20 protein-coding genes, 1 pseudogene and 1 riboswitch are annotated in these 24,944 nt (G+C 71.3%); of the genes and pseudogenes, 14 read left to right on the plus strand and 7 right to left on the minus strand.

The window, feature by feature from the left end; all coding sequences use genetic code 11:
- Positions 1 to 2: 2 nt before the first annotated feature.
- Positions 3 to 830, minus strand: coding sequence for a prepilin-type N-terminal cleavage/methylation domain-containing protein (locus CSC62_RS03680; protein WP_162404821.1), 828 nt, complete (start codon positions 828 to 830; stop codon positions 3 to 5).
- 285 nt (positions 831 to 1,115) lie between these two features.
- Between CSC62_RS03680 and ggt the strand changes: the two genes are divergently transcribed.
- The 7 genes from ggt to CSC62_RS03710 all read left to right on the plus strand — a co-directional run bounded on the left by ggt (position 1,116) and on the right by CSC62_RS03710 (position 10,088).
- On the plus strand, positions 1,116 to 2,837 hold the full coding sequence (gene ggt / locus CSC62_RS03685; protein ID WP_162404822.1) for a gamma-glutamyltransferase: 1,722 nt from the start codon (positions 1,116 to 1,118) through the stop codon (positions 2,835 to 2,837).
- Positions 2,838 to 2,927: 90 nt separating this feature from the next.
- Positions 2,928 to 4,352, plus strand: a complete 1,425-nt coding sequence (locus CSC62_RS03690; RefSeq protein ID WP_162404823.1) for a glycoside hydrolase 5 family protein — start codon at positions 2,928 to 2,930, stop codon at positions 4,350 to 4,352.
- 112 nt (positions 4,353 to 4,464) lie between these two features.
- The gene (locus CSC62_RS03695; RefSeq protein ID WP_162404824.1) at positions 4,465 to 6,324 is read left to right on the plus strand and encodes a methyl-accepting chemotaxis protein; all 1,860 of its coding nucleotides are present in this window, start codon (positions 4,465 to 4,467) and stop codon (positions 6,322 to 6,324) included.
- Between the two features lie 53 nt (positions 6,325 to 6,377).
- A riboswitch (TPP riboswitch) is annotated at positions 6,378 to 6,483 on the plus strand.
- A 109-nt stretch (positions 6,484 to 6,592) separates the two neighbouring features.
- Positions 6,593 to 8,470, plus strand: a complete 1,878-nt coding sequence (thiC, locus tag CSC62_RS03700; protein ID WP_162404825.1) for a phosphomethylpyrimidine synthase ThiC — start codon at positions 6,593 to 6,595, stop codon at positions 8,468 to 8,470.
- A gap of 79 nt (positions 8,471 to 8,549) precedes the next feature.
- Positions 8,550 to 9,164, plus strand: a complete 615-nt coding sequence (locus CSC62_RS03705) for a DUF4136 domain-containing protein (RefSeq protein WP_162404826.1) — start codon at positions 8,550 to 8,552, stop codon at positions 9,162 to 9,164.
- Positions 9,165 to 9,231: 67 nt separating this feature from the next.
- Positions 9,232 to 9,402, plus strand: a complete 171-nt coding sequence (locus CSC62_RS17760) for a hypothetical protein (protein WP_170298351.1) — start codon at positions 9,232 to 9,234, stop codon at positions 9,400 to 9,402.
- Positions 9,402 to 10,088 (plus strand): ion channel, encoded by a 687-nt coding sequence (locus CSC62_RS03710; protein ID WP_162404827.1) that lies wholly within the window; start codon positions 9,402 to 9,404, stop codon positions 10,086 to 10,088. The genes CSC62_RS17760 and CSC62_RS03710 overlap by 1 nt, the downstream gene beginning before the upstream one ends.
- Before the next feature lie 31 nt (positions 10,089 to 10,119).
- On the opposite strand, the gene CSC62_RS03715 is transcribed toward CSC62_RS03710, so the two are convergent.
- The 3 genes from CSC62_RS03715 to CSC62_RS03725 all read right to left on the minus strand — a co-directional run bounded on the left by CSC62_RS03715 (position 10,120) and on the right by CSC62_RS03725 (position 14,170).
- The gene (locus CSC62_RS03715; protein WP_162404828.1) at positions 10,120 to 11,226 is read right to left on the minus strand and encodes an HDOD domain-containing protein; all 1,107 of its coding nucleotides are present in this window, start codon (positions 11,224 to 11,226) and stop codon (positions 10,120 to 10,122) included.
- Positions 11,227 to 11,418: 192 nt separating this feature from the next.
- Complete coding sequence (gene ppa, locus CSC62_RS03720) at positions 11,419 to 11,949, minus strand: inorganic diphosphatase (RefSeq protein ID WP_162404829.1); 531 nt, start codon at positions 11,947 to 11,949, stop codon at positions 11,419 to 11,421.
- Between the two features lie 193 nt (positions 11,950 to 12,142).
- Entirely contained in the window at positions 12,143 to 14,170 is a 2,028-nt protein-coding gene (locus CSC62_RS03725; RefSeq protein ID WP_162404830.1) for a sodium-translocating pyrophosphatase, read from the minus strand.
- A gap of 326 nt (positions 14,171 to 14,496) precedes the next feature.
- On the opposite strand from CSC62_RS03725, the gene CSC62_RS03730 reads away from it, so the two are divergent.
- Complete coding sequence (locus CSC62_RS03730; protein ID WP_425501988.1) at positions 14,497 to 15,012, plus strand: hypothetical protein; 516 nt, start codon at positions 14,497 to 14,499, stop codon at positions 15,010 to 15,012.
- Between the two features lie 58 nt (positions 15,013 to 15,070).
- Here the strand turns inward: CSC62_RS03730 and CSC62_RS03735 are convergent, their stop codons facing one another.
- A complete protein-coding gene (locus CSC62_RS03735) occupies positions 15,071 to 16,339 on the minus strand; it encodes a 6-phosphofructokinase (protein ID WP_162404831.1) in 1,269 nt (422 codons plus the stop codon).
- Between the two features lie 144 nt (positions 16,340 to 16,483).
- Here CSC62_RS03735 and CSC62_RS03740 point away from each other — a divergent pair, with 144 nt between their 5' ends.
- The 3 genes from CSC62_RS03740 to CSC62_RS03750 all read left to right on the plus strand — a co-directional run bounded on the left by CSC62_RS03740 (position 16,484) and on the right by CSC62_RS03750 (position 19,758).
- The gene (locus CSC62_RS03740) at positions 16,484 to 17,050 is read left to right on the plus strand and encodes an adenylate kinase (RefSeq protein ID WP_162404832.1); all 567 of its coding nucleotides are present in this window, start codon (positions 16,484 to 16,486) and stop codon (positions 17,048 to 17,050) included.
- 629 nt (positions 17,051 to 17,679) lie between these two features.
- Positions 17,680 to 19,098, plus strand: coding sequence for a UDP-N-acetylmuramate:L-alanyl-gamma-D-glutamyl-meso-diaminopimelate ligase (mpl, locus tag CSC62_RS03745; protein ID WP_162404833.1), 1,419 nt, complete (start codon positions 17,680 to 17,682; stop codon positions 19,096 to 19,098).
- A gap of 45 nt (positions 19,099 to 19,143) precedes the next feature.
- Positions 19,144 to 19,758, plus strand: a complete 615-nt coding sequence (locus CSC62_RS03750) for an LON peptidase substrate-binding domain-containing protein (protein ID WP_162404834.1) — start codon at positions 19,144 to 19,146, stop codon at positions 19,756 to 19,758.
- Here the strand turns inward: CSC62_RS03750 and CSC62_RS03755 are convergent.
- Positions 19,670 to 21,790, minus strand: coding sequence for a bifunctional DedA family/phosphatase PAP2 family protein (locus CSC62_RS03755; protein ID WP_162404835.1), 2,121 nt, complete (start codon positions 21,788 to 21,790; stop codon positions 19,670 to 19,672). The two genes, CSC62_RS03750 and CSC62_RS03755, sit on opposite strands and share 89 nt — an antisense overlap.
- 58 nt (positions 21,791 to 21,848) lie before the next feature.
- Positions 21,849 to 22,096 (minus strand): annotated as a pseudogene (locus CSC62_RS03760) (rubredoxin).
- Between the two features lie 12 nt (positions 22,097 to 22,108).
- Here CSC62_RS03760 and thiE point away from each other — a divergent pair.
- From thiE to CSC62_RS03775, 3 genes are all read left to right on the plus strand, one after another.
- Positions 22,109 to 22,768, plus strand: coding sequence for a thiamine phosphate synthase (thiE, locus tag CSC62_RS03765; protein WP_162404837.1), 660 nt, complete (start codon positions 22,109 to 22,111; stop codon positions 22,766 to 22,768).
- A gap of 176 nt (positions 22,769 to 22,944) precedes the next feature.
- Positions 22,945 to 24,237 carry a glutamate-1-semialdehyde 2,1-aminomutase gene (gene hemL / locus CSC62_RS03770; RefSeq protein ID WP_162404838.1) on the plus strand — a complete coding sequence of 431 codons (1,293 nt, stop codon included), beginning with the start codon at positions 22,945 to 22,947 and terminating at the stop codon, positions 24,235 to 24,237.
- The gene (locus CSC62_RS03775; RefSeq protein WP_162404839.1) at positions 24,234 to 24,848 is read left to right on the plus strand and encodes an HAD-IA family hydrolase; all 615 of its coding nucleotides are present in this window, start codon (positions 24,234 to 24,236) and stop codon (positions 24,846 to 24,848) included. Before hemL ends, CSC62_RS03775 begins: the two co-directional genes overlap by 4 nt.
- Positions 24,849 to 24,944 lie beyond the last annotated feature (96 nt).

Here is a 24,944-nt window from a genome sequence, read left to right on the forward strand (position 1 = left end):
CGTTACTGGTTCATCTTGTAGCTGGCGACCAGGGTCATCACCTGGGCGTCGTCGGTGGCGGTGCCGAAGGTCTCGTCGCTGGTGACGGCGGCGGCCATCGAGCCGGTGTTGTTGCCGCCCCACTCGGCGCCGATCGCGCCGGCGGTGGTCGCGCCGCCGGCGGCGGTGATCGGGCGGGTGGTGATGCCGACCTGGCGGAAGGCGCCGTTGGAGGCGTCGGCCTTGCCGTCGACCATCTGGTCCAGGGCGCGTGCCAGGTCCGGGGTCAGACCGGTGATGTACATCGAGTTGCCCGAGCCCCACAGCGTGCCGGGCTTGTTCCAGCCGAAGCAGATGCGGATTTCCTGCGGGTTGCCGTTGGTGTCCAGGTAGGCGTAACGGTCTTCCTTGCCCTCGCCGCGGCCCGGCGGCAGGGTGATGCCGGCGCGCTTGACCAGGTCGCGCAGGTCGAAGCCGGCCGAACCCTCCTTGGTGCGGCTCAGGCCGCCGGAGCTGGGCAGGGCGTCGGTGCCCGAGCAGATCAGGCCCGGCTCGGTGGCGCCGGTCATGTCGCCGCCGGAGAAGCCGGAGGTGAAGTTGGCGCCGTTGACCATCAGCTGCGGCGCGGCCTGGTTGTCGCCGATCGGCGCGCCGTAGCGCTGCGAGTAGCTGTTGTAGGTGACCACCCACTGGTCGATGAACTTCTGCTTGATCCGGGTGTATTCGGCGTTGCGCTGGACGTCGCGGCCGATCATGACCGCACCGATGATGACGCCGATGATGACCAGGACCACGGCCATCTCGACCAGGGTGAAGCCGCCCTGCTGGCGGCGGTTGCGACGAGCTTGCATATTCGGAATCCCCGTGTGCGCGGAAGGTGCGGAACGTCTGCCGGCCGACCCCTCGGCGCGGTGAACGCAGGCTTGATACCGCGGGCGCGTAAGCGGACCGTAAGAGCCCGTAAGAGCCGGGTTCCTTTGTAGGAGCCGGTCTTACCGGCGACCGCCATGCGGATGCGTCTGCGTGAAACCGGATGTCATTGGCGCGTCCGCCTGCACGGTCGCCGGCAAGACCGGCTCCTACAGGGGGCATCGGCTGGCAGAATCCCGGCATCTCCTGTCCAGCTGCCATCGCCGATGAGAACCCTCCGCCTCCTGCTCGCCGCCGCCCTGGCCCTGCCGGCCGCCGCCTCCGCCGCCGACCGGGTCACCGGCCACGCCTTCGCCACCCGCTCGGAGGTGATCGCTCCGCACGCGATGGCCGCCACCTCGCACCCGCTGGCCACCCAGGTCGCGCTGGACGTGATGAAGCAGGGCGGCTCGGCGGTGGACGCGGCGATCGCCGCCAATGCCGCGCTGGGGCTGATGGAGCCCACCGGCAACGGCATCGGCGGCGACCTGTTCGCCATCGTCTGGGACCCGAAGACCGGGAAGCTGCACGGCTACAACGGCTCGGGCCGCTCGCCGCGATCGCTGACCCTGGCCGAGTTCCGCCGCCGCGGGCTGGAGGAGATCCCGCCGACCGGGCCGTTGCCGGTGTCGGTGCCCGGCGCGGTCGACGGCTGGTTCGCCCTGCACGGGCGCTTCGGCCGCCTGCCGATGCGCGACGACCTGGCCCCGGCGATCCGCTACGCCCGAGAAGGCCATCCGGTGCACGAGGTGATCGCCTACTACTGGGACCGTTCGGTGCCGCGGCTGTCGCAATACCCCGGTTTCGCCGAGCAGTTCACCCTCGATGGCCGCGCCCCGCGCAAGGGCGAGCTGTGGAGGAACCCGAACCTGGCCGACACCCTGCAGAAGATCGCCGATGGCGGCCGCGACGCGTTCTACAAGGGCGAGATCGCCCGCACCATCGACGCCTACTTCAAGGCCAACGGCGGCTTCCTGTCCTACGCGGACCTGGCCGCGCACCGGGGCGAGTGGGTGGAGCCGGTGTCGACCCGCTACCGCGGCTACGACGTCTGGGAGCTGCCGCCCAACGGCCAGGGCATCGCCGCCCTGCAGATGCTCAACATCCTGGAAGGCTACGACTTCTCGAGGATCGCGTTCGGCTCGCCCGAGCACCTGCACCTGTTCGTCGAGGCCAAGAAGCTGGCCTTCGCCGACCGCGCGCGCTTCTACGCGGACCCTGCGTTCCAGCCGGCGCCGGTGGCGAGGCTCGTCTCCAAGGACTACGCGGCGCAGCGGCGTGCGCTGATCTCGCCCGACCAGGCCCTGCGCGAAGTCCAGCCGGGCACGCCGAAGCAGCTGGAGGAAGGCGACACCATCTACATGACCGTGGCCGACGCCGACGGGATGATGGTCTCGCTGATCCAGTCCAACTACCGCGGCATGGGCAGCGGCATGGCGCCGCCGGGGCTGGGCTTCATCCTCCAGGACCGCGGCGAGATGTTCGTGCTGGCCGGCTGCGAGCGGCAGCCCGCGCACCCGAACTGCTACGCGCCGGGCAAGCGCCCGTTCCAGACCATCATCCCGGCCTTCATCACCCGCGACGGCAAGCCCTGGGTGAGTTTCGGGGTGATGGGCGGGGCGATGCAGCCGCAGGGCCATGTCCAGATCGTGATGAACCTGGTCGACTTCGGCATGAACCTGCAGGAGGCCGGCGATGCGCCGCGGATCCAGCACGACGGTTCCACCGAGCCGACCGGGCAGGCCACGGCGATGAGCGACGGCGGCGAGGTCAACCTGGAGACGGGCTTCTCCTGGGAGACGGTGCGCGCGCTGATGCGCAAGGGCCACCGGGTGACCTTCGCCGACGGCCCCTACGGCGGCTACCAGGCGATCGCCCGCGATCCGGACAGCGGCGTGTACTACGGGGCCTCGGAGAGCCGCAAGGACGGGCAGGCGGCGGGGTATTGAAGGCATCCGTACCGCGGATGTGCAGATGCAGCATGATCCCCCGCCCGCATCCGGGTTCTAATGCGGCGTCCTGCCGAGGAGTGATTCCGCATGCTTGAGATATCGTTACCTTCGCTTCCGCGCCGCTGCCTGGCGGTCGCGCCCCTGCTGCTGGCCTGTGCATTGGCGGCCTGCTCCGGGAAGCCCGGCTCCGCGGATGCCGCCGCACCGGATGCGCAGGCATCCGCTGCGGCCGCCGCCACCGCGAACCCGGCCGAGCCGGTGCGTCAGTCCGGCTTCGTCCAGGTCCAGGGCACGCATTTCGTGCTCGACGGCAAGCCGTACCGGTTCGCCGGGGCCAACTTCTGGTACGGCGCTTATCTGGGCGCGCCGGACGGGGTGGGCGACCGCGAGCGCCTGCGCGCCGAGCTGGACCAGCTCAAGGCCGCCGGGGTGGACAACCTGCGGGTGCTGGCGATGTCCGAAGCCAGCGACTTCAAGCGCGGCGTGCGCCCGGCGATCATGGGCCAGCCGGGCCAGTACGACGAACAGATGCTGCAGGGCCTGGACTACCTGCTGGCGGAAATGGCCAGCCGCGACATGAAGGCCGTGCTCTACCTCAACAACTTCTGGCAATGGTCCGGCGGCATGTCGCAGTACGTGGCCTGGGCCACCGGCGGTTCGGTGTCCGAACACGACCCGGACCTGACCGGCGACTGGGACGGTTTCATGCAGAACTCAGCGCGCTTCTACGCGATCCCCGAGGCCCAGGCCTGGTACCGCGACGCGATCCGCACCGTGATCGGCCGCACCAACAGCATCACCGGCGTGGCCTACGTCGACGACCCGACGGTGATGTCCTGGCAGTTGGCCAACGAGCCGCGCCCGGGCAGCGACAAGGACGGCCACGCCAACGCCGAGGTCTACGTGAAGTGGATCGACGAGACCGCCGGCTTCATCCGCGGCCTGGCGCCGAAGCAGCTGGTCAGCACCGGCAGCGAGGGCGAGAAGGGTTCGGCGGCGGACATGGACCTGTACGTGCGCGCGCACTCCACCCCGAACGTCGATTACCTGACCTTCCACCTGTGGCCGTCGAACTGGAGCTGGATCGACCACAAGGATCCGGCTGCGCGGCTGGAGTCCGGCCTGGCGACCTCGCTGGACTACATCGACCGCCACATCGACGTGGCCGGCAGGTTGGGCAAGCCGATCGTGCTGTCGGAGTTCGGCCTTAACCGCGACCAGGGCTCGTTCGACCCGGCCTCCGGCGTGCAGGCCCGCGACCGCTTCTACCAGGCGATCTACGACCGCCTCCTGCAGCGGATGCAGGCCGGCGACGCGATCGCCGGCTCGAACTTCTGGGCCTGGGGCGGCCGCGGCCGCACCGCCAACGCCGACTGGATGTGGAAGGCGGGCGACCCGTTCACCGGCGACCCGCCGCAGGAGGCGCAGGGGCTGTTCTCGCTGTTCGACAGCGATGCCTCGACCCTGGGGATCGTGTCGGAGCACGCCCGAGCGGTCCACGCCGTGAAGTAAGGCGGTCCGACCGCGGCATGTCGGTCCGCCGCCGGGCGGTGGACCGCGGCGCTTCAGATCCCCGCCGTCGCGGCCGCTACCTCCCTTACTTGGAGCGACGGGAGGAACGCCCATGTCGATCATCGGGACAGAGGCGGCGGCCGCGGTCGAGACGCCGGACGCGGTGGGAACGTCGTCGTCCGTCGGCCTGCCCGACGCGCCGGTCGCCTTGCTGCGGTTGGCCGACGACGGCCGCCTGCTGGCGGCCAACCGTGCCGCCCGCGACCTGTTGGGGCTGGAGCCGGAACGGCTCCCAGCCGCCGTCGGCGACTTCCTGTGGGGCCTGGACCCGGCTGTGCTGGCCGGCGAGGAAGGCGTCTGGGCCGCGCCCGGCGACGACCCGGCCCGCCGCGTGCGCTACCAGCGCGAGGCCGGCGACGGCTGGCTGCTGTCTTTGCCGCATGCGGAAACCGCCGCGCTGCTGCGCGAAAGCGCGCGCCTGGCCGATGGCGACCTGTCGCAGGCCACCCATCCCCTGCTGTGGCCGCTGGTCCGCCGCCTGGCCGAGGCCGGCGGCGAGCGCGAGCTGCTGGCCCTGGCCAACGACGCCCTGGCCGGCTGCGACCTCGGCCTGGAGCTGCCGCCGCAACACGCCGACACGCCCGCCGGAAGGCGCCTGGTCGCCGGCTTCGGCAACCTGGCCGAGGCCATCCGCCAGGCGGTGGCGCTGTCGGCGCGGATCGCCGCCGAGGTGCCCAAGGTGGTCGGCGAGAACGACGACCTGGCGCGCCAGTCGCAGGCCCAGGCCCAGGCGCTGGAATCGGTACTGGCCGCGACCCGGCGCCTGCTCCAGGACCTGAAGGATGTGCGTGGCGAACTGGACGAGGTCCGCGCCGCCGCCGGCCGCGCCGACGAGGACGCGCGCCTGGGCGGCGAGGCCGCCCGCGCCCTGGCCGAGGCGATGGCCGCGGTGGAGCAGCGTTCGGCCCGCGCCGGCGAGGTGATCGAGGTGATCGACTCGGTCGCGTTCCAGACCAACATCCTGTCGATCAACGCCGGGATCGAGGCCGCCCACGCCGGCGAGGCCGGGCGCGGGTTCGCGGTGGTCGCGGCCGAGATCCGGCGCCTGGCCGAGCGCGCCGCCAGCGCCGCGCGCGACGTGCGCGCGATCATCGGCGGCACGGTCGAGGCCCTGGGCCAGAGCGCCGAATCGGCGCGCCGCACGAGCGAAGTGCTGGGCGGCATCGGCCAGTCGCTGGGCCGTGCCGGCGCGGCGATGGAGTCGGTGGCCGGGCGCATCGTCGCCCAGGGCGAGGAGGTGGCGGCGATCGACCGCGCCGTCGCCGACGTGGTCGCCCTCGGCCACAGCAACCTGGAACACGCCGCGCACGTGGCCGAACTGAGCGAGGCCCTGGGCCAGGGCGTGGCCACCTTGAGCGACTGCGTCGGCCTGTTCCGGCTGCCGCCCGACCCGATGCGCGAGCCGCGCCACGCCCGCGTGCGTGCCCTGGCCGAAGCCGGCGCCGCCCAGGTCGGACAGGCCCTGGCGCAGGCGGTGGCCCGGCGCGAGATCGATGCCAAGGCGCTGTTTTCGCGCGAATACACCCCGATCCCGGGCGTGGATCCGCCCAAGCACGGCACCGCCTTCGACGCCCTCTGCGACCAGCTGCTGCCGGCGGTGCAGGAACCGCTGGCCGCGGCCGAGCCGTGGATCGTGTTCGCCATCAGCGCCAACCCCGACGGTTACGTGCCCACCCACAACCTGCGCTTCAGCCAGCCGCTGACCGGCGACAAGGCCAGGGACCTGATCGGCAACCGGACCAAGCGGATCTTCTCCGACCGGGTCGGCCGCAGCGTCGGCGCCCACACCGATCCCTACCGGCTGCAGGTCTACCGCCGCGACACCGGCCAGATCATGTTCGACCTGTCGGTGCCGGTGTACGTGGACGGCCGCCACTGGGGCGGCTTCCGGATCGGCTACTCGCTGGGGTAGGGCGGGCGGCGGCGCGGATGCTGGCGCCGCCGTCCGTTTGCCTGTCTAATGCCGCCATGAAGCGGGGGTACCCGCGGCCTTGCCGGCCGCCGGGTTGAGACAGTCCCTTCGAACCTGACGCGGTTGATACCGCCGTAGGGAAGCTTCGCGACCCGGGTCGTGGCGCCGTTCGTGCGCGCGACCGGGGCATGCGCCGCCGCTTCGTCCCCGTGATGCGAATCCCTCGCGAACGCCCGCACTCCCGTGCGGAACGAAAAGGACGAAGACCATGAACGCAGTCCCCGCCTCGCTGATCCAGCAGACCGAGCAGCTCTCCGAATCCGTCACCCGGCCGATTCCCGGCTCGCGCAAGATCCACGTCGAAGGCTCGCGCCCGGACATCCGGGTGCCGATGCGCGAGATCGCCCTGACCCGCACCCCGACCGTGTTCGGCGGCGAGGACAACCCGCCGGTCACCGTCTACGACACCTCCGGCCCGTACACCGATCCGGACGCGCGGATCGACCTGGCCGCCGGCCTGCCGGCGCTGCGCGCGCGCTGGATCGCCGAGCGCGGCGACACCGAGGCCCTGCCGGGCCTGAGCTCGGAGTTCGGCCGCGCCCGCGAGCACGACCCGAAGCTGGCCGCGGTGCGCTTTCCCGGCCGGATCCTGCCGCGCCGGGCCAAGGCCGGCGCCAACGTCACCCAGATGCACTACGCCCGCCGCGGCATCGTCACCCCCGAGATGGAGTACGTGGCGATCCGCGAGAACCAGCGGCTCGAGATGGTGCGCGACGCCGGCCTGCTGGCCCAGCACCCGGGCGAGGCGTTCGGCGCCTCGATCCAGAAGCTCATCACCCCGGAATTCGTACGCGACGAGATCGCCCGCGGCCGCGCGATCCTGCCCAACAACATCAACCACCCGGAAAGCGAGCCGATGATCATCGGCCGCAACTTCCTGACCAAGATCAACGCCAACATCGGCAACTCGGCGGTGTCCTCGGGCATCGCGGAAGAAGTGGAGAAACTGGTCTGGGCGATCCGCTGGGGCGGCGACACGGTGATGGACCTGTCCACCGGCAAGCACATCCACGAGACCCGCGAGTGGATCGTACGCAACTCGCCGGTGCCGATCGGCACCGTGCCGATCTACCAGGCGCTGGAAAAGGTCGACGGCCGCGCCGAGGAGCTGACCTGGGAGATCTTCCGCGACACCCTGATCGAGCAGGCCGAGCAGGGCGTGGACTACTTCACCATCCACGCCGGCGTGCTGCTGCGCTACGTGCCGCTGACGGCGAAGCGGGTCACCGGAATTGTTTCCCGCGGCGGCTCGATCCTGGCCAAGTGGTGCCTGGCGCACCACAGGGAGAACTTCCTCTACACCCACTTCGAGGACATCTGCGAGATCATGAAGGCCTACGACGTGGCCTTCTCGCTGGGCGACGGCCTGCGCCCGGGCTGTATCGCAGATGCCAATGACGCGGCCCAGTTCGGCGAACTGGAGACGCTGGGCGAACTGACGAAGATCGCCTGGAAGCACGACGTCCAGACCATGATCGAAGGCCCCGGCCACGTGCCGATGCAGCTGATCAAGGACAACATGGACAAGCAGCTGCGCGAGTGCGGCGAGGCGCCGTTCTACACCCTCGGCCCGCTGACCACCGACATCGCGCCCGGCTACGACCACATCACCAGCGCGATCGGCGCGGCGATGATCGGCTGGTTCGGCACCGCGATGCTGTGCTACGTCACCCCGAAGGAGCACCTTGGCCTGCCCAACCGCCAGGACGTGCGCGACGGGATCATGGCCTACCGCATCGCCGCCCACGCCGCCGACCTGGCCAAGGGCCACCCGGGTGCGCAGGTGCGCGACAACGCGTTGAGCAAGGCCCGATTCGAGTTCCGCTGGGAAGACCAGTTCCACCTCGGCCTGGATCCGGAGAAGGCCAAGGAATTCCACGACGAGACCCTGCCCAAGGACGCGCACAAGCTGGCGCACTTCTGCTCGATGTGCGGCCCGCACTTCTGCTCGATGAAGATCACCCAGGACGTGCGCGACTACGCGGCCGAACACGGGGTCGAGGAAGGCCGGGCGCTGGAGGCGGGGATGGCGCAAAAGTCGGCGCAGTTCCTGGCCGAGGGCGCGGAGGTCTACCGCCAGGGCTGACCCGCGCTCCTACAGGGCGTTCACACGGGGCGGCGGATGATCCCGCCAGCTGCCGCGGAGCAGCGCCAGGAGCACCGCCATGACCGCCTTCGTCCCTGCTGTTTCCGGTCCCGGCCGCCGGCCGGGACGGTTCGTGGCCGCGACCCTGCTGGCCGGCCTGTTCCTGCTGCTGTCGGCCTGCGCCAGCAGCCCGCGGATCAGCAGCGAGGTCGACCCGTCGGCCGACTTCTCCCGCTACCGCAGCTTCGCGTTCTACGCGCCGCTGGCGATCGAGTCGCAGGGCTATGCCACCCCCACCAGCCGCCGCATCCGCGATGCGGCGCGGGCGCAGATGGAGGCGCGCGGCTACGTCTACGACGAGTCCGCGCCGGACCTGTGGGTCAACCTCAACGCCTACCTGCAGGAACGCACCGACGTCACCACCATCCCCGACGTCGACTACGACTTCTATTACAGCTACCGCGCCCGCAGCTACGTGGCCGTGCCGTACTGGCGCGACCGCACCGAGATGCGCCGCTACACCGAAGGCACGCTCAACGTGGACCTGGTCGATGCCCGGCAGAAGCGGCTGGTATGGACCGGGGTGGCGGTGGGCCGGGTCGGGCGGGCCACGCCGGAAGAGCGCGGCGCGAAGATCGATGCGGCCATGGCCGAGATCTTCGCCCGCTATCCGCATCGGGCCGCGGGACGCTGACCGGCCCCGTTCCGGCCCGGCGGCGATGCGCTATCGTGCCGGCACCGGACACGCGAAGGAGGGGCGGATGGGCAAGGACAGGGGCGCGGGCGTCGCCCGGGCGGGCATCGGCTTCGGCTCGGCGCTTGCGATCGCCATCTCGTGGACGGCCAACAAGTCGCTGCTGTGGGCGATCGTCCACGGCATCCTCGGCTGGCTCTACGTGGGCTACTACGCGCTGGTCTACCACTTCCGCTGATGCACCTGTTCCAGGGCCTGCGCTGGCTGGTCACCGCCCGCCGCCATCCGTCGGCCCTGCTGCTGGCGGTGCAGCTGCTGGGCGTGATGCTGTACCCGGCGATGGACCAGCTCGACTGGGGCCGGGCGCTGTTCGGCGCCTTCGGCATCGTCGTGCTGCTGCTGGCGGTGTGGGTGGTCAAGCGCAGCCCGGCGCTGGGCTGGGTAGCGTGGTGCCTGGCGATGCCGGCGGTGATGCTGTCGATCGCCGCGGCGATCCTCGGCCAGCCGGTGCTGGCGGCGATGTCGCAGGCGCTGGAAAGCCTGCTGTACTTCTATACCGCGGGCAGCCTGATCGCCTACATGCTCGAGGACCACGAGGTCACCCGCGACGAGCTGTTCGCCGCCGGCGCGACCTTCACCCTGCTGGCCTGGGCGTTCGCCTTCTCCTTCTCGGTCTGCCAGATCCTGATCCCCGGCAGCTTCCTGGCCGCGACCGAAACCCCGCAGCGCAGCTGGATGGAGCTGTTGTACCTGAGCTTCAGCCTGCTCTCGGGGGTGGGCCTGAGCGACGTGGTGCCGGTGCTGCCGCTGGCGCGGGGGCTGGTGATGATCGCCCAGTTCGCCGGGGTGATGTACATCGCCCTGGTGGTGTCGCGGCTGATCGGGCTGTCGATCGTGCGCCGGGACCGGGAGCCGCGCCGGTAGGGATCGCCCATCGGGCGACGAGGCGGCGTCCTCAGCCTGCGACCGCCGGAGCCGTCAGCGATTCGGCCAGCTCGCGCCATTCCGGCAGGCGGCCGATCACGCCGGTGCGGGTCAGGTAGGCCTCGTCAGGTTCCTCGCCGGCGGCCAGGGCCATGGCGGTGTGGACCGCGCCGGTGACCCAGAAACTGCGGGTGCTCGAGCGCGACGGCATGCGGTGGAAGGCCACCGCCTCGATGATCGGCATCGGCAGGCCCCACAGGCCCAGCAGGTAGGCGCCGGCCTCGGCGTGGCCCGGGCGGTCGTCGCCCTCGGCCAGCGGCTGGCGCTCGTCGCGCACGCCGGGCAGCAGCAGGCCGATGTCGGCCAGCAGCGCGGCGGTGGCGCCGAGGTCGGCGCTGGACTCGGGCAGCATGCGCTTGGCCAGGCGCGCGGCCAGCAGCGAGCGCTGCTGCAGGGCGGCGCGGTCGACCCCGGCCGCGGCCGGCAGCGAGAACACTTCGCTGGCCAGGACCAGGTCGCGCAGGGTGGCGATGCCCAGCCGGGTCACGGCTGAGCGCAGGTCGGTGATGGTGCGGCCGTTGGAGAAATAGGCCGAGTTGCACAGCTGCAGCACCTTGGCCGCGATCGCCGGGTCGCCGGCGACCAGGGTGGCGATCTGGGTGGCGCTGGCGTTGTCGTCGTTCTCCAGCGCGCTCATCAGTCGCAGGTACAGCTGCGGCGGCGAGGGCAGTTGCTCGACCCGGCCGATGCGGCGGCGCAGCTCGGGGTTGTCGAGCAGCTCGCGCAGTTCCTCCAGGCTGCCGATGGCCTCCAGCAGCAGTTCCGGCGCCAGCGGGGTGGGCAGGAAGCGGTGGGCCAGGCCGATGATCCGGGCCGGCGGGGTCTGGCCGCCGTCCACCACCGCGATCCGCGAGGTCTCCGGGCGCAGGGCGCGCAGCTGGCCCAGCAGCATCGCCGGCGGCAGGTCGCTCAGGGTCGGGGCGACCAGGACCACGTCCAGCGCCGCGCTGGCGATCCGGTTCATGGCCGCGTCCGCGTCGGCGCAGCGCTCGACCTCCCAGTCGATCCCCATCGCCGACACCAGTTCGACCAGGTCGACCGGGAACACGGCCTCATCGCCGACGAACAGAATGCGCACGGAAACCTCCCTGGTGACTGGATTCGGGTACTGGCCGGCTTGCGGAAGGCCGGGCATCACGTATCCGGTATCGGACGGCCGGTCCGGAAATTGAGCCGGCCGGCAGCCTACGCGGGGATGGTAATGCGGAACTGTGCGGGAGTTCGCGTTTGTGAAGGGCGGCACCGGGATCGCCGGTGCCGCGGCGCGGCCTCAGGCCTTGCCTGCGCGCTCGATCGACTGCAGCAGGATCTGCTTGGCCTCGGCGGCGTTGCCCCAGCCGTCGAGCTTGACCCATTTGCCCTTCTCCAGGTCCTTGTAGTGCTCGAAGAAGTGGCCGATGCGCTCGAGCCAGTGCGGCGAGACCTGGTCGATGTCCTCGACGTGGGCGTAGCCGTTGAAGATCTTGCTGACCGGCACGGCCAGGATCTTCTCGTCGCCGCCGGCCTCGTCGGTCATCTTCAGCACGCCGACCGGGCGGCAGCGGACCACGGAGCCGGGCACCAGCGGCAGCGGCAGTACCACCAGCACGTCGGCCGGGTCGCCGTCGCCGCACAGGGTGTTGGGGACGTAGCCGTAGTTGCAGGGGTAGCGCATCGGGGTGGAGAGGATGCGGTCGACGAAGATCGCGCCGCTTTCCTTGTCCACTTCGTACTTCACCGGCTCGGAGTCCTTGGGGATCTCGATGATGACGTTGATTTCCTCGGGCGGGTTGCGCCCGGAATTGACCTGGTCGAGGCCCATCTGCTGCTCCGTTGGGGATGGCTGGGTGGCGAAGGGCGGCCATTTTACGCGCTTGGCTGCTGCGGCGCACAAACCGCGGGGTGGGCGGTTCAGCGGGGCGGTCGAGCCCGGAACCGGCACCTTTGTCCTCGGCGGCACAAATGCGAAGCCCCGGCCGGAACCGGGGCTTCGCAGGTGGAACTCCGCCGACGCCTTACAGCAACGGCACCAGCAGCAGGGCGACGATGTTGATGATCTTGATCAGCGGGTTGATCGCCGGGCCGGCGGTGTCCTTGTAGGGGTCGCCGACCGTGTCGCCGGTCACCGCCGCCTTGTGCGCCTCGCTACCCTTGCCGCCGAAGTGGCCGTCCTCGATGTACTTCTTGGCGTTGTCCCAGGCACCGCCGCCGGTGGTCATCGAGATCGCCACGAACAGGCCGGTCACGATCGTGCCGATCAGCAGCCCGCCCAGCGCCTTCGGCCCCAGCAGCAGGCCCACGACAATGGGCACCACCACCGGCAGCAGCGACGGCAGGATCATCTCCTTGATCGCCGAGCGGGTGAGCATGTCCACCGCCCGGTCGTACTGCGGCTTGCCGGTGCCGTCGAGGATCCCGGCGATCTCCCGGAACTGCCGCCGCACCTCCTCCACCACCGCACCGGCCGCGCGGCCCACCGCCTCCATCGCCATCGCCCCGAACAGGTAGGGGATCAGGCCGCCGATCAGCAGGCCGATGATCACGGTGTGGTCGGACAGGTCGAAGACGAACACCTCCCCCGGGTTGGCTGCCTGCAGGTTGTGGGTGTAGTCGGCGAACAGCACGAGTGCGGCAAGGGCGGCCGAGCCGATCGCGTAGCCCTTGGTCACCGCCTTGGTGGTGTTGCCGACCGCGTCCAGCGGATCGGTGACGTTCCGCACCTCCGGCGGCAGTTCGGCCATCTCGGCGATGCCGCCGGCGTTGTCGGTGATCGGGCCGTAGGCGTCCAGGGCCACGATCATGCCGGCCATCGACAGCATCGCGGTGGCGGCGATGGCGATGCCGTACAGGCCGCCGTGCAGGTAGGCGAACCAGATCGCCGCGCACACCGCCACCACGGGCAGGGCGGTCGACTTCATCGACACGCCCAGGCCGGCGATGATGTTGGTGCCATGGCCGGTGGTCGAGGCCTGGGCCACGTGCTGCACCGGCTTGTACTGGGTGCCGGTGTAGTACTCGGTGATCCACACGATCAGGCCGGTCAGGACCAGGCCGATGAGTGCGCAGATGTACAGGTTCATCGCGCCGTGCGCGTTGTCGGCCATCAGCGCGGTGGTGATCGGCCAGAACGCGATCGCCGCCAGCACACCGGACACGATCACGCCCTTGTACAGCGCGCCCATGATCGAGCCGCCCGCCCGGACCTTGACGAAGAACGCGCCGACGATCGAGGCCACGATCGAGACCCCGCCGAGCACCAGCGGGTACAGCACCGCGTTGCGGCCGACCTCGTCGATCATCAGTCCGCCCAGCAGCATGGTCGCGATCACCGTGACCGCGTAGGTCTCGAACAGGTCGGCGGCCATGCCGGCGCAGTCGCCGACGTTGTCGCCGACGTTGTCGGCGATCACCGCCGGATTGCGCGGGTCGTCCTCGGGGATCCCGGCCTCGACCTTGCCGACCAGGTCGGCGCCCACGTCCGCGCCCTTGGTGAAGATGCCGCCACCCAGGCGGGCGAAGATCGAAATCAGCGAGGAGCCGAAGGCCAGGCCGACCAGTGCGTGCAGGTTGTCGGCCTGGCTCAGGCCCAGTCTTTGCAGCAGCCAGTAGTAGCCGGCCACGCCGAGCAGGCCCAGGCCGACCACCAGCATCCCGGTGATCGCGCCGCCGCGGAAGGCCACGTCCATCGCCGGGCCCAGGCCCCGGCGCGCGGCCTCGGCGGTGCGCACGTTGGCCCGCACCGACACGTTCATGCCGATGTAGCCGGCCAGGCCGGAAAGCACCGCGCCGATCGCGAAGCCGATCGCGGTGTACCAGTTGAGGAACAGGCCGACCAGCACGAACAGGACCACGCCGGCCACGGCGATGGTCAGGTACTGGCGGTTGAGGTAGGCGCGGGCGCCTTCCTGGATGGCGGCAGCGATCTGCTGCATGCGCTCGTTGCCCGCCGGCTGGGCCAGGATCCAGCGCGCGGACACGATGCCGTAGAGGATTGCGAGGACAGCGCAGAGCAGTGCCAGCGCCAAACCGTAGTGTTCCAGCATGAACCCCTCCCAAGGTTGATGGATGCCGTCCGACGGGGGACGAACCGGGGAGACGCACGCCGGGCGAGCCATGAAGCACTGGAACGGACCCGTGACCGAGACGCGTCGTACCGTGTTCGACTTTCCGTGGAGCGGCCCGAGTATGACCGCAGCGGCGGGGGCAAGGCCACACGGCGTTCATCCAGGGGGTGACAGGCTGGTGTCCCCCACGGCTGCCCCTACGCCCGATGACCCCGATCCGGCCCCCTTCCTCCCCGCGCTGCCGTCCCGAGGCCGGCGCTGCCCCCAGCCAGGCCGAAGCCTTCCGCCAGGGCGTGCTGCTGGCGCTGCTGGCGGCCGCCATCGCGGTAGCCGCGCCCCTGCGGGCCCAGCCGGACGCGCCAGCCGAGCCCGGCCCGCGCCACGAGCGCCCGATCGGCGCGCCGCAGGCGATCGGCGCGGTGCATACCCTGCGCCAGATCCCCGAGGCCTGTACCCGCCTGGAAGGCGTGTTCACCGGCGAGCCGGGCCAGCCCTACCGGATGCGGGCGGTGCCGACCGCGCCGAACTGCCAGCCGCGGGCGCGTTATCTCGCTGCGGCGCAGGCGGCGCCGTCGCAGGCCGGCGGCTGGATCCTCGACGACCTGGTCCGGGTGCCGGACGCCGGCTGCCCCTCGCGCCAGGCGGCGGTCCAGGTGTGGCGCAAGCCGGGCGCCGCCGCGCCGGAACGCGACGGCCAGGGCCAGACCCGGGTCTACCTGGAGGAAGCCAGGCGCCAGGCTGCCGCCGGCGGTGCAGGCACCCCGGCGCTGCCGCAGTTCACCGCGGTGCTGGAACTGAAGGGCGGCAGCGGCTGCCGTTGACCCCGTCGTCCCGGCGCACGCCCGGACCCAGTGCCTTCGCGTTCGCTTCGCTCCGGCCTCAGCCCTCCCAGGCCGGCAGCGTCTTCTTCACCGCCACGTTCTTCAGGCTCACGTACTTTGGCAGGCCGTCGCGGCCCCAGGGCAGGGGCGCCTCGCCGCGGACCAGCGGTTCCAGGTAGTCGCGCGCCTTGGCGGTGATGCCGAAACCGTCCTTGCGGATGAAGCCGGCCGGCATGGTCTTCTCGTGGTTGGCGACCTTGTGCAAGGGCGCCGGCTCGATCTTCCAGCGGTACGGCGCCGAGGAAGCGCGCACGATCACCGGCATCACCGCGTTCATGCCCTTGAGCGCGTAGTCGACCGCAGCCCTGCCCACGGCCTGGGCCTGTTCCCAGTCGGTCTTCGAAGCCACGTGCCGGGCCGAGCGCTGCAGGTAGTCGGGCAGGGTCCAGTGCACCTTGTAGCCGAGGCTGTCCTTGACCTTGCCGGCCAGGTAGGACGAGACCCCGCCGAGCTGGGTATGGCCGAACGCGTCCTTGCCGCCGCCGGCATCGGCGACGAACCTCCCGTCCTTGTCGCGGATGCCCTCGCTGGCCACCACCACGCACCAGCCGACCTTCTTCACCACCTTGTCGACCTGGGCCAGGAACGCGGCCTCGTCGTAGGCGCGTTCGGGGAACAGGATGATCTGCGGCGCCTCGTCGGCCGACTGCCCGGCCAGGCCGGCGGCGGCGGCCAGCCAGCCGGCGTGGCGGCCCATGGCCTCGTACACGAACACCTTGGTCGAGGTCTCGGCCATCGCGGCCACGTCCAGCGCGGCCTCGCGCACCGACACGGCGGTGTACTTGGCGGCCGAGCCGAAGCCCGGGCAGGTGTCGGTCACCGCCAGGTCGTTGTCGATGGTCTTGGGCACACCGATACAGGTCAGCGGATAGCCGAACTCCGCCGCCAGCTGCGAGACCTTCCACGCGGTATCGGCCGAGTCGTTGCCGCCGTTGTAGAGGAAGTAGCGCACGTCGTGGGCCTTGAGCACGTCCAGCAGGCGCTCGTAGCGGGCGCGGTCGGCCTCGAGCGACTTGAGCTTGTAGCGGCAGGAACCGAACGCGCCGCCCGGGGTGTGGGCCAGGCCGGCGATGGCCGCGGCCGACTCCCTCGAGGTGTCCACCAGTTCCTCGCGCAGGGCGCCGAGGATGCCGTTGCGGGCGGCCAGCACCTTGACCCCGCGCGCCCGCGCCTGGCTGATTACTCCGCTGGCGGTGGCGTTGATGACGGCGGTGACGCCGCCGGACTGGGCGTAGAGCAGGGTGCCTTGCGGCTTGGCCTTGGCCATGGAGATGGGCTCCTGGGAGGGGACATTTTGGGACAGTCCGGCCGGATGCGGTAAGCTGCCGGGCGATGGTGCGGCGCAATGTGGCGCGAGACGGAAGTCTAGCGCCCCGTGCCGCCACGGAACATTTCTCCCTGGGAGCGATCGATGCGACTGGTACTTCTGGGCCCTCCGGGCTCGGGCAAGGGAACGCAGGCCGCGCGCCTGAAGGACACGCTGGGCGTGCCGCACATCTCCACCGGCGACCTGCTGCGCGCCGAGGTGGCCGCCGGCACGCCGCTGGGGGTGCAGGCCAAGGAAGTGATGGCGCGCGGGGACCTGGTCTCCGACGAGATCCTGCTGGGCATGCTGGAATCGCGCCTGGGCCGCGACGACGTGGAGCGCGGCTTCATCCTCGACGGCTATCCGCGCAACCTGGTCCAGGCCGGCGCGCTGGATGGGCTCCTGGCCAAGATCGGCCAGCCGCTGGACGCGGTGGTGCAGCTGGACGTGGGCACCGACCTGCTGGTCGAGCGCATCGCCGGCCGGGCGCAGGCGGAAGGCCGCGCCGACGACAATCCCGAGTCAGTGCGCAAGCGCCTGCAGGTCTACAACGATTCGACCGCACCGGTGATCGGCTTCTACGAGAACCGCGGCACCCTGACCCGGGTCGACGGGGTCGGGACGATGGACGAGATCACCGCACGGATCCTGGCGGGCCTGAAGAAGGCCTGAGGCCCGGATCGAGCCGGCCTGAAGCGCGCGTCGTCCCCGTGGCGGCGCGCGCTTTTTCGTGGGTGCGGCGAGGGCAACCGCAAAGGCAACGGCATTGGGTTTGGCTGGCTTCGGGCTGAGCCGCGGCGAACCGGCCGTGTCGTGGCCGCTCGGGCGCACATCCGTGTGCGCACTCGCTACCGCGGCCATCCCTGGCCGCTGCCACAACACAACCGGTTCGCCGCGTCTTCTGCGCGCTGGAAGTTCAGGGCTTCTATCAACCGTCGTCCCGGCGAACGCCGGGACCCTGCGCCTTGCTTCCTCGCTTCGCAGTGCTGCTTCAAGACACTGGGTCCCGGCGTTCGCCGGGACGACGGGAGTGGGGAAAAGGCGCAGCAAAGCCTGAAGAGCAGAAGTGCCCGAAGCGGTGAACCTCACGTTCGCAGAGGCCGTCGTGCCTTGGGTCTGCGGGGCAAGTGGCACAGGGACGTGCCACGGCCGCGAGTTGCGGGCAGGATGCCCGCCCGAGCGGTGCACCGCAGACCCAAGGCACGGCGGCCCCGGCCGAAGCCAGCACTTTTGCGCCAACCCTCCGAATCGGCCCCGCTCCCGCGCTTCAAAAAGCGCCGGCCCACGGCCACAATCCCCCCATGAGCACGATCCACATCCTCGGCATCGCCGGGACCTTCATGGGCGGCGTGGCCGCGCTGGCGCGCGAACTGGGCTTCACCGTCGAGGGCAGCGACCAGGCCGTCTACCCGCCGATGTCCACCCAGCTCGAACAGCTGGGCATCGCCCTCAAGCAGGGCTACCACCCCGGGCACATCTCCGCCGATGCGGAGGAAGTGATCGTCGGCAACGCCCTCTCGCGCGGCAACCCGGCGGTGGAACAGGTGCTCGACGACGGCCGCCGCTACACCTCCGGCGCGCAATGGCTGGCCGAACGCGTGCTGCCCGGGCGCACCACCCTGGCGGTGGCCGGCACCCACGGCAAGACCACCACCACCACCATCCTCACCTTCCTGCTGCAGGCGGCCGGACGCGACCCGGGCTTCCTCGTCGGCGGCGTGGCCGAGGACTTCGGCACATCCGCGCGCCTGGGCGGCGGCGCCGAGTTCGTGGTCGAGGCCGACGAGTACGACACCGCCTTCTTCGACAAGCGCAGCAAGTTCGTCCACTACCGGCCGAAGGTGGCGATCCTCAACAACCTCGAATACGACCACGCCGACATCTTCCCCGACCTGGCCGCGATCCAGCGCCAGTTCCACCACCTGGTGCGCACCGTGCCGCGCAGCGGGCGGCTGCTGGTCAATGGCGAGGACGCGCACCTGGCGCAGGTGCTGGCGATGGGCTGCTGGACCCCGGTGGAGACCTTCGGCCTGGACGAGGGCATCGTGGCGATCGCGCGCGCCGACGGCGGCCCCGGCTTCGACTGGAGCGCGCGCCTGGTCGAGGCCGACGGCAGCGCCTTCGTGGTCCTGCACCGCGGCGCCGAGGTCGGCACCCTGCGCTGGCCGCTGCTCGGCCGCCACAACGTGATGAACGCGCTGGCCGCGCTGGCCGCCGCGCACGCGGTGGGCGTGCCGCCGGCGCAGGTGATCGCGGCGCTGGCCGGCTTCCGCAGCGTCAAGCGCCGGCTGGAGGTGCTGGGCACCCGCGCCGGGGTCACCGTGTACGACGATTTCGCCCACCATCCCACCGCCATCCGCACCACGCTCGAGGGCCTGCGGGCCCGGGTCGGCCAGGCGCGGATCGTGGTGGCGATGGAGCCGCGCAGCAATTCGATGCGGCTGGGCGCGCACGCCGAGGCGCTGGCGCCGTCGCTGGACCTGGCCGACGCGGTGGTGTTCCTGCACCGGCCGGAACTGGCCTGGGACGCCGGCAAGGTGGTGGCCGCGGTCCGCGGCGAGGCGACCACCGCCACCGACACCGATGCGCTGCTGGCCGCCCTGCAGGCGCAGGCGAGGTTGGGCGACCATGTGGTGTTCATGTCCAACGGCGGCTTCGACGGTGCGCCGCGCCGGTTCGTGGCCATGCTCGATGCCGCGTCCCCCGGCGAAGGATCGTGACGCAGCCGTGACATCGCCGCTCCCGCACGGCGCTACCCTCTCCGCATGCCGTCGGCTTCGCCCGTGACCGCCACCGAGACCCTGCCGCTGTTCCCCCTGCACGCCGTGCTGCTGCCCGGTGCGCCGCTGGGCCTGCGGGTGTTCGAACCCCGCTACCTGGACCTGGTGGCCGAATGCGGCCGCCTGGGCCGCGGCTTCGGCGTGTGCATGATCCTGGAGGGCGAGGAGATCGGCGCGCCGGCCACGCCGGCCGCGTTCGGGGTGGAAGCGATGGTCGAGGATTTCGGCACCAGCCGCGAAGGCCTGCTGACCCTGCAGGTGCGCGGCGCCCGGCGCTTCCGGGTGGCCCGCACCCGGGTGCGCGACAACGGTCTTTTGCTGGGCGAGGTGCGCTGGTGCGAGGAAAGCGCGGCGGCCCTGCGGCCGCAGCACGCGGCCGTGGCCACCCTGCTGGCCGAATTGCTGGACAAGATCGGCGGCGAACATCCCGATCTGGGGCATGCCAGCGCCAATCGGCGCCTGCTCGAGCAGGCCGGCTGGGTCGGCTGGCGCCTGGCCGAACTGCTGCCGCTCAGCGACGACCAGCGCTTGGCGCTGCTGCAGGAGGACGATCCGCACCTGCGCCTGGACCGCCTGCTGCACTGGATGGACGAGGACTAGGACCGGGCGCGGCCCCGGCGGCGGGCACGGTCGGGATTGGACCGTCGGTACGCACCCGCAGCACTGGCAGGGCCGAACCCGGATGCGGGGCCAGCGCATGCGGCAGGTCGCGCAGGGAGGCCAGCACCTGCTCCAGCGCCGGGTCCGCGCCGCGCTGCGGCCGCCAGGTCGCCACCAGGCCGAAGCTCTGGGTGAAATGCAGGGTCTGTGCGGTGCCGATCCACAGAGGCACGTCGCCCGGCTGCAGCCGCACCGGCCCGGCCCACAGCCGCAGGGCGTGGCGCTGGCCGGGCATGGCCCCCTCGCGGACCATCAGCAGGACTTCGGTGCGCGCGTCCAGGGTCGCCGGCAGCACCGGCACCTGGTCGGGCTCGGCATCGGTGTCGAACAGGTTCAGCGCCTGCGCCCACTTGGCCTGCGGCTGCACCCGCCAGCCGTCGGCCTGCAGCCGCGCGCGCAGCGGCGCCAGCGGGCCGGCGACCTGGACGTCCAGGGGCCAGCGCAGTTCGTCGTCGAACTCGTTGCGCCGCGCCGGCTGCTGCATCCAGTCTTCGCGCCACCAGGCCTGCAGGTCCTGCAGCTGCGGCAAGGGCGGCGGCGGCTCGAACTTGGCCAGCTTGGCTTCCAGGTTGCGCGGCGCGTACCACAGCGCGGCGGCGGCGAAGGCGGCGTAGAACAGCCAGGCCACCGGCTTGATCCAGAACGAGCGGGTCACCCGGCGGCGGTAGGCGATCCCCAACACCAGCAGCCAGACGATCCCCAGCAGCATCCCGCCGATGACGTCGCTGAGCCAGTGCGCGCCCAGGTACAGCCGGGCGAAACCAATGACCGCCACCACCAGCCCGGAGACCAGGTAGGGCCAGACCCGGTCGCGGCCGGGCATCTCGCGCGCGATCAGCACCGCGAAGAAGCCGAAGGCGATCGTGGACATCGTCACCGCGATCGAGGGGAAGCCGAAGCCGCTGCTGGCGCCGGGCGGCCGGACCACGTCCACGGTGTCGCCCAGCAGCCAGGTCAGGGCCAGGCCGAAGGCCAGCGCCGCCAGCCAGTGCGCGGCCGCCATCCAGCGCTGGCGCCAGATGAAGTAGCCCAGCACCAGGGCGCAGGCCGGCGCCAGCACTGGCCAGTCGCCGAGCGAGGCCAGCGCCGCCATCGGGTAGTCGGCCAGCGGGTTGCGCAGGGCCAGCATCATCTGGTGCACCGCCAGGTCCACGCCCAGCGGCTCGCCATGGCCCAGCACCGTCAGCAGAAGCGCGAACCAGGCCCAGCCGATGCCCATCAGCAGCACCCCCAGCAGGGCCAGCGACACCGACTCGCGCCTCTGCGGATCGAACACCGCCATCGAATGCCGGCCCAGCACCGGGTGCCGGTGCGACCAGTCCAGGGCGCGCGCCAGCAGCGAGTCGGCATGGTCGGCGAACCAGCGGTAGGTGTAGAGCACCGCCGCCCAGGCCAGGGCCAGCACTGCCACCAGCAGGGCCAGCACCGTGACCAGGTGGCCGGCGACCGCGGCCACCGCGTCGTAGGCGTTGCCGAGGACCCAGCCCGGCAACAGGAACAGCACGCCCCAGGACAGGCAGGCCGCGCCGCTGGCCAGGGCGTAGCGCCGCAGCGGCATGTGCGACATCCCGGCGATGGCCGGCACGAACGGCCGCACCGCGCCGACGTAGCGCGCGATGAAGATGCTCTTGAGCGCGTTGCGCCGGAACAGCAGCTCGCCGCGGTCCAGCAGCTGCGGATAGCGGCGGAACGGCCACACCGTGCGCAGGTGGGTGCCCCAGCGCCGCCCGATCCAGTAGCTGCTGGCGTCGCCGAGGAAGGCGCCCAGGGTCGCGCAGGCCACCGCGTAGGGGCCGGAGATCTCGCCCAGGCCGATCAGCATGCCCACCGCGAACAGCAGCGGCAGGGCCGGCACGATCGCGCCGACGATGATCAGGGCGTCGCAGAAGGCGATGGCGAAGATCACCGCGCCGGCCAGCACCGGGTTCTGCCCGATCCAGGCCAGCAGGCTTTCCATCCAGGAAGGATTCATCGGCGGATTATAGGAGCGGCATCCCGGCGCCAGCCTTAAAGGCTGAGGGTGCCGGCGCTCAGATCTCCATCATCTCGAAGTCGTCCTTGGTCACCCCGCAGTCCGGGCAGGTCCAGGTGTCCGGGATGTCCTCCCAGCGCGTGCCCGGGGCGATGCCCTCCTCGGGCAGGCCGTCGGCTTCGTGGTAGATGAAGCCGCAGACCACGCACATCCAACTGCGATAGGGGGCGGTATCGGTGTCGCTCATCGGATAATGCGGGCTTGGGGCTGGCGCGGGAGCGCATTGTCCCACCGCCGCCGCCGCACCGGAAACCCCGCATGAACCCGTCTTCCCAGGATCGTCCCGAGATTGCGCCGCCGCTCCCCACCGGCCCGCGCGGCCTGTACCTGGTCACCCCGGACGAGGCCGACACCGCGCGCCTGCTGGCCCGGGTCGAGCCGCTGCTGGGCGAGGGCGTGGCGTGGCTGCAGTACCGCAACAAGGGCGCCGATGCGGCTTTGCGCCGCGAGCAGGCCGGAGCCCTGCAGGCGCTGTGCCAGCGCGCCGGCCTGCCCTTGTTGGTGAACGACGACGTCGCCCTGGCCGAGGCGGTCGGCGCGGCCGGCGCCCACCTGGGCGAGGACGACGGCGACATCGCCGCCGCGCGCGCGCGCCTGGGGCCGAACGCGATCCTCGGCGCCTCCTGCTACGACAGCCTGGAACTGGCCCGGCGCGCGGTGGCCGCCGGCGCCGGCTACGTGGCCTTCGGCGCGTTCTTCCCGACCGCGACCAAGGCGACCCCCCGCCGCGCCGCGCCGGAACTGCTGCGCCAGGCCGCGTCGCTGGGCGTGCCCCGGGTGGCCATCGGCGGCATCACCCCGGACAACGCCGGCCCGCTGGTGGCCGCGGGCGCCGACCTGGTCGCGGTGATCGGCGGGGTGTTCGACGCGCCCGATCCGGTGGCGGCGGTGCGTGCCTACAACCGCTGCTTCCTGTAGGAGCCGGTCTTGCCGGCGACCGCCATGGCGGAAGCGTCTGCGTGAAACCGGGCACCAACGATGCGTCCGCCTCCACGGTCGCCGGCAAGACCGGCTCCTACAACGGGCGGTGCGGCGTGATGCCCGGTCGCTACCCGCCTTCTACAATGCGCGTTTTCCCGCCGGACCCGCACGCCATGAACCACGACCGCTCCCACCAGCTGTTCACCCGCGCCCAGCAGCTGCTGCCGGGGGGCGTCAACTCGCCGGTGCGCGCGTTCAAGTCGGTGGGCGGCGAGCCGTTCTTCGTCCAGCGCGCCGACGGTCCGTACCTGTATGACGTCGACGGCAACCACTACATCGACTACGTCGGCTCCTGGGGCCCGATGATCGTCGGCCACAACCACCCGGCGGTGCGCGAGGCCGTGCAGAAGGCGATCGCCGACGGCCTGTCGTTCGGCGCGCCGTGCCCGGCCGAGGTGACCATGGCCGAGACCCTCACCCGGCTGGTGCCGTCCTGCGAGATGGTGCGCATGGTCAATTCCGGCACCGAGGCCACCCTGTCGGCGATCCGCCTGGCGCGCGGTGCCACCGGGCGCTCGAAGATCGTCAAGTTCGAGGGCTGCTACCACGGCCACGGCGACTCGTTCCTGGTCAAGGCCGGCAGCGGCATGCTGACCCTGGGCGTGCCGACCTCGCCGGGCGTGCCGGCCGGCCTGAGCGAACTGACCCTGACCCTGCCGTACAACGATTTCGACGCCGCCACCGCGCTGTTCGAGCAGCAGGGCGGGGAGATCGCGGGCCTGATCATCGAGCCGGTGGTCGGCAACGCGAACTGCATCCCGCCGCGCGAGGGCTACCTGCAGCACCTGCGCGAACTGTGCACCCGGCACGGCGCCCTGCTGATCTTCGACGAGGTGATGACCGGCTTCCGGGTCGCCCTCGGCGGCGCCCAGGCGCACTACGGCATCGTCCCGGACCTGACCACCTTCGGCAAGATCATCGGCGGCGGCATGCCGGTGGGCGCCTATGGCGGCCGCCGCGAGCTGATGTCGCAGATCGCCCCGGCCGGCCCGATCTACCAGGCCGGCACCCTCAGCGGCAATCCGGTGGCGATGGCCGCCGGCCTGGCGATGCTGGAGCTGGTCCAGGCGCCGGGCTTCCACGCGCGCCTGGCGGCGGCCACCGCCGCGCTGTGCGAGGGCCTGGAAGCGGCCGCGCGCGAAGCCGGGGTGGCCGTCACCACCAACCGTGTCGGCGCGATGTTCGGCCTGTTCTTCACCGACCGGAAGGTGGAGACCTACGCCGAGGCCACCGCCTGCGACATCCCCGCTTTCAACCGCTTCTTCCACGCCATGCTCGAGCGCGGCGTATTCCTGGCGCCGTCGGCGTACGAGGCCGGCTTCCTCTCCAGCGCGCACGACGAGGCGGTAATCGCGGCCACGATCGAGGCGGCGCGCGCAGCGTTCCGGGTGGTCGCCGCCGGGTGAGGCCGCGGATCGGCCAGCTGCTGCTCGACTTCGACGGCGTGCTGGCCCGCTACCGGCGCGAGCGCCGGATCGCGCACCTGGCCGCGCATGCGGGCGCCGGTTTCGACCGGGTGCATGCCGCGCTCTACGGGTCGGGGCTGGAGGCGCGCTACGACGCCGGCGCGATCGATACTGGCGACTACCTGCGCGCTTTGGGCGAAGGCATCGGTGCGCCGGTCGACGAGGACGCATGGCTGGCCGCGCGCCTGGCCGCCACCGAGGCCGATCCGCAGGCACTGGCGCGGGTATTGGCGCTCGACGGCGGGTTGCCGCTGGCGATCCTGACCAACAATGGCGCATTGATGGCCCGCGCGATCCCGCGGATCGTCGCGTCTTTGCTGCCGCGGCTGGAAGGACGGGTGCTGTGCAGCGGCCCGCTCGGCGGCCGCAAGCCCGACCCGCAGGTGTTCGGCCGTGCGCTCGACCGGCTGGGCTGGAACCCGGCCACCACGCTGTTCGTCGACGACCTGTTCGTGAACGTGCAGGGCGCGCGGGCCGCCGGCCTGCACGCCGACAGTGTGCGCGATGCACGCGCGCTGGGGCGCGTGCTCGGCCGCTACGGCCTGGCCTGATCGTGCTGGGCATCCGCACCCGGGCGGTCGGAGGCCGGACGCAAGTGCCGGCATGCCCGGTTGCGGTGGCCGGGTCCGTCTAGTATGAAGTCGGGG

It is taken from the genome of Pseudoxanthomonas jiangsuensis (assembly GCF_010093185.1).
GTDB lineage: Bacteria > Pseudomonadota > Gammaproteobacteria > Xanthomonadales > Xanthomonadaceae > Pseudoxanthomonas > Pseudoxanthomonas jiangsuensis.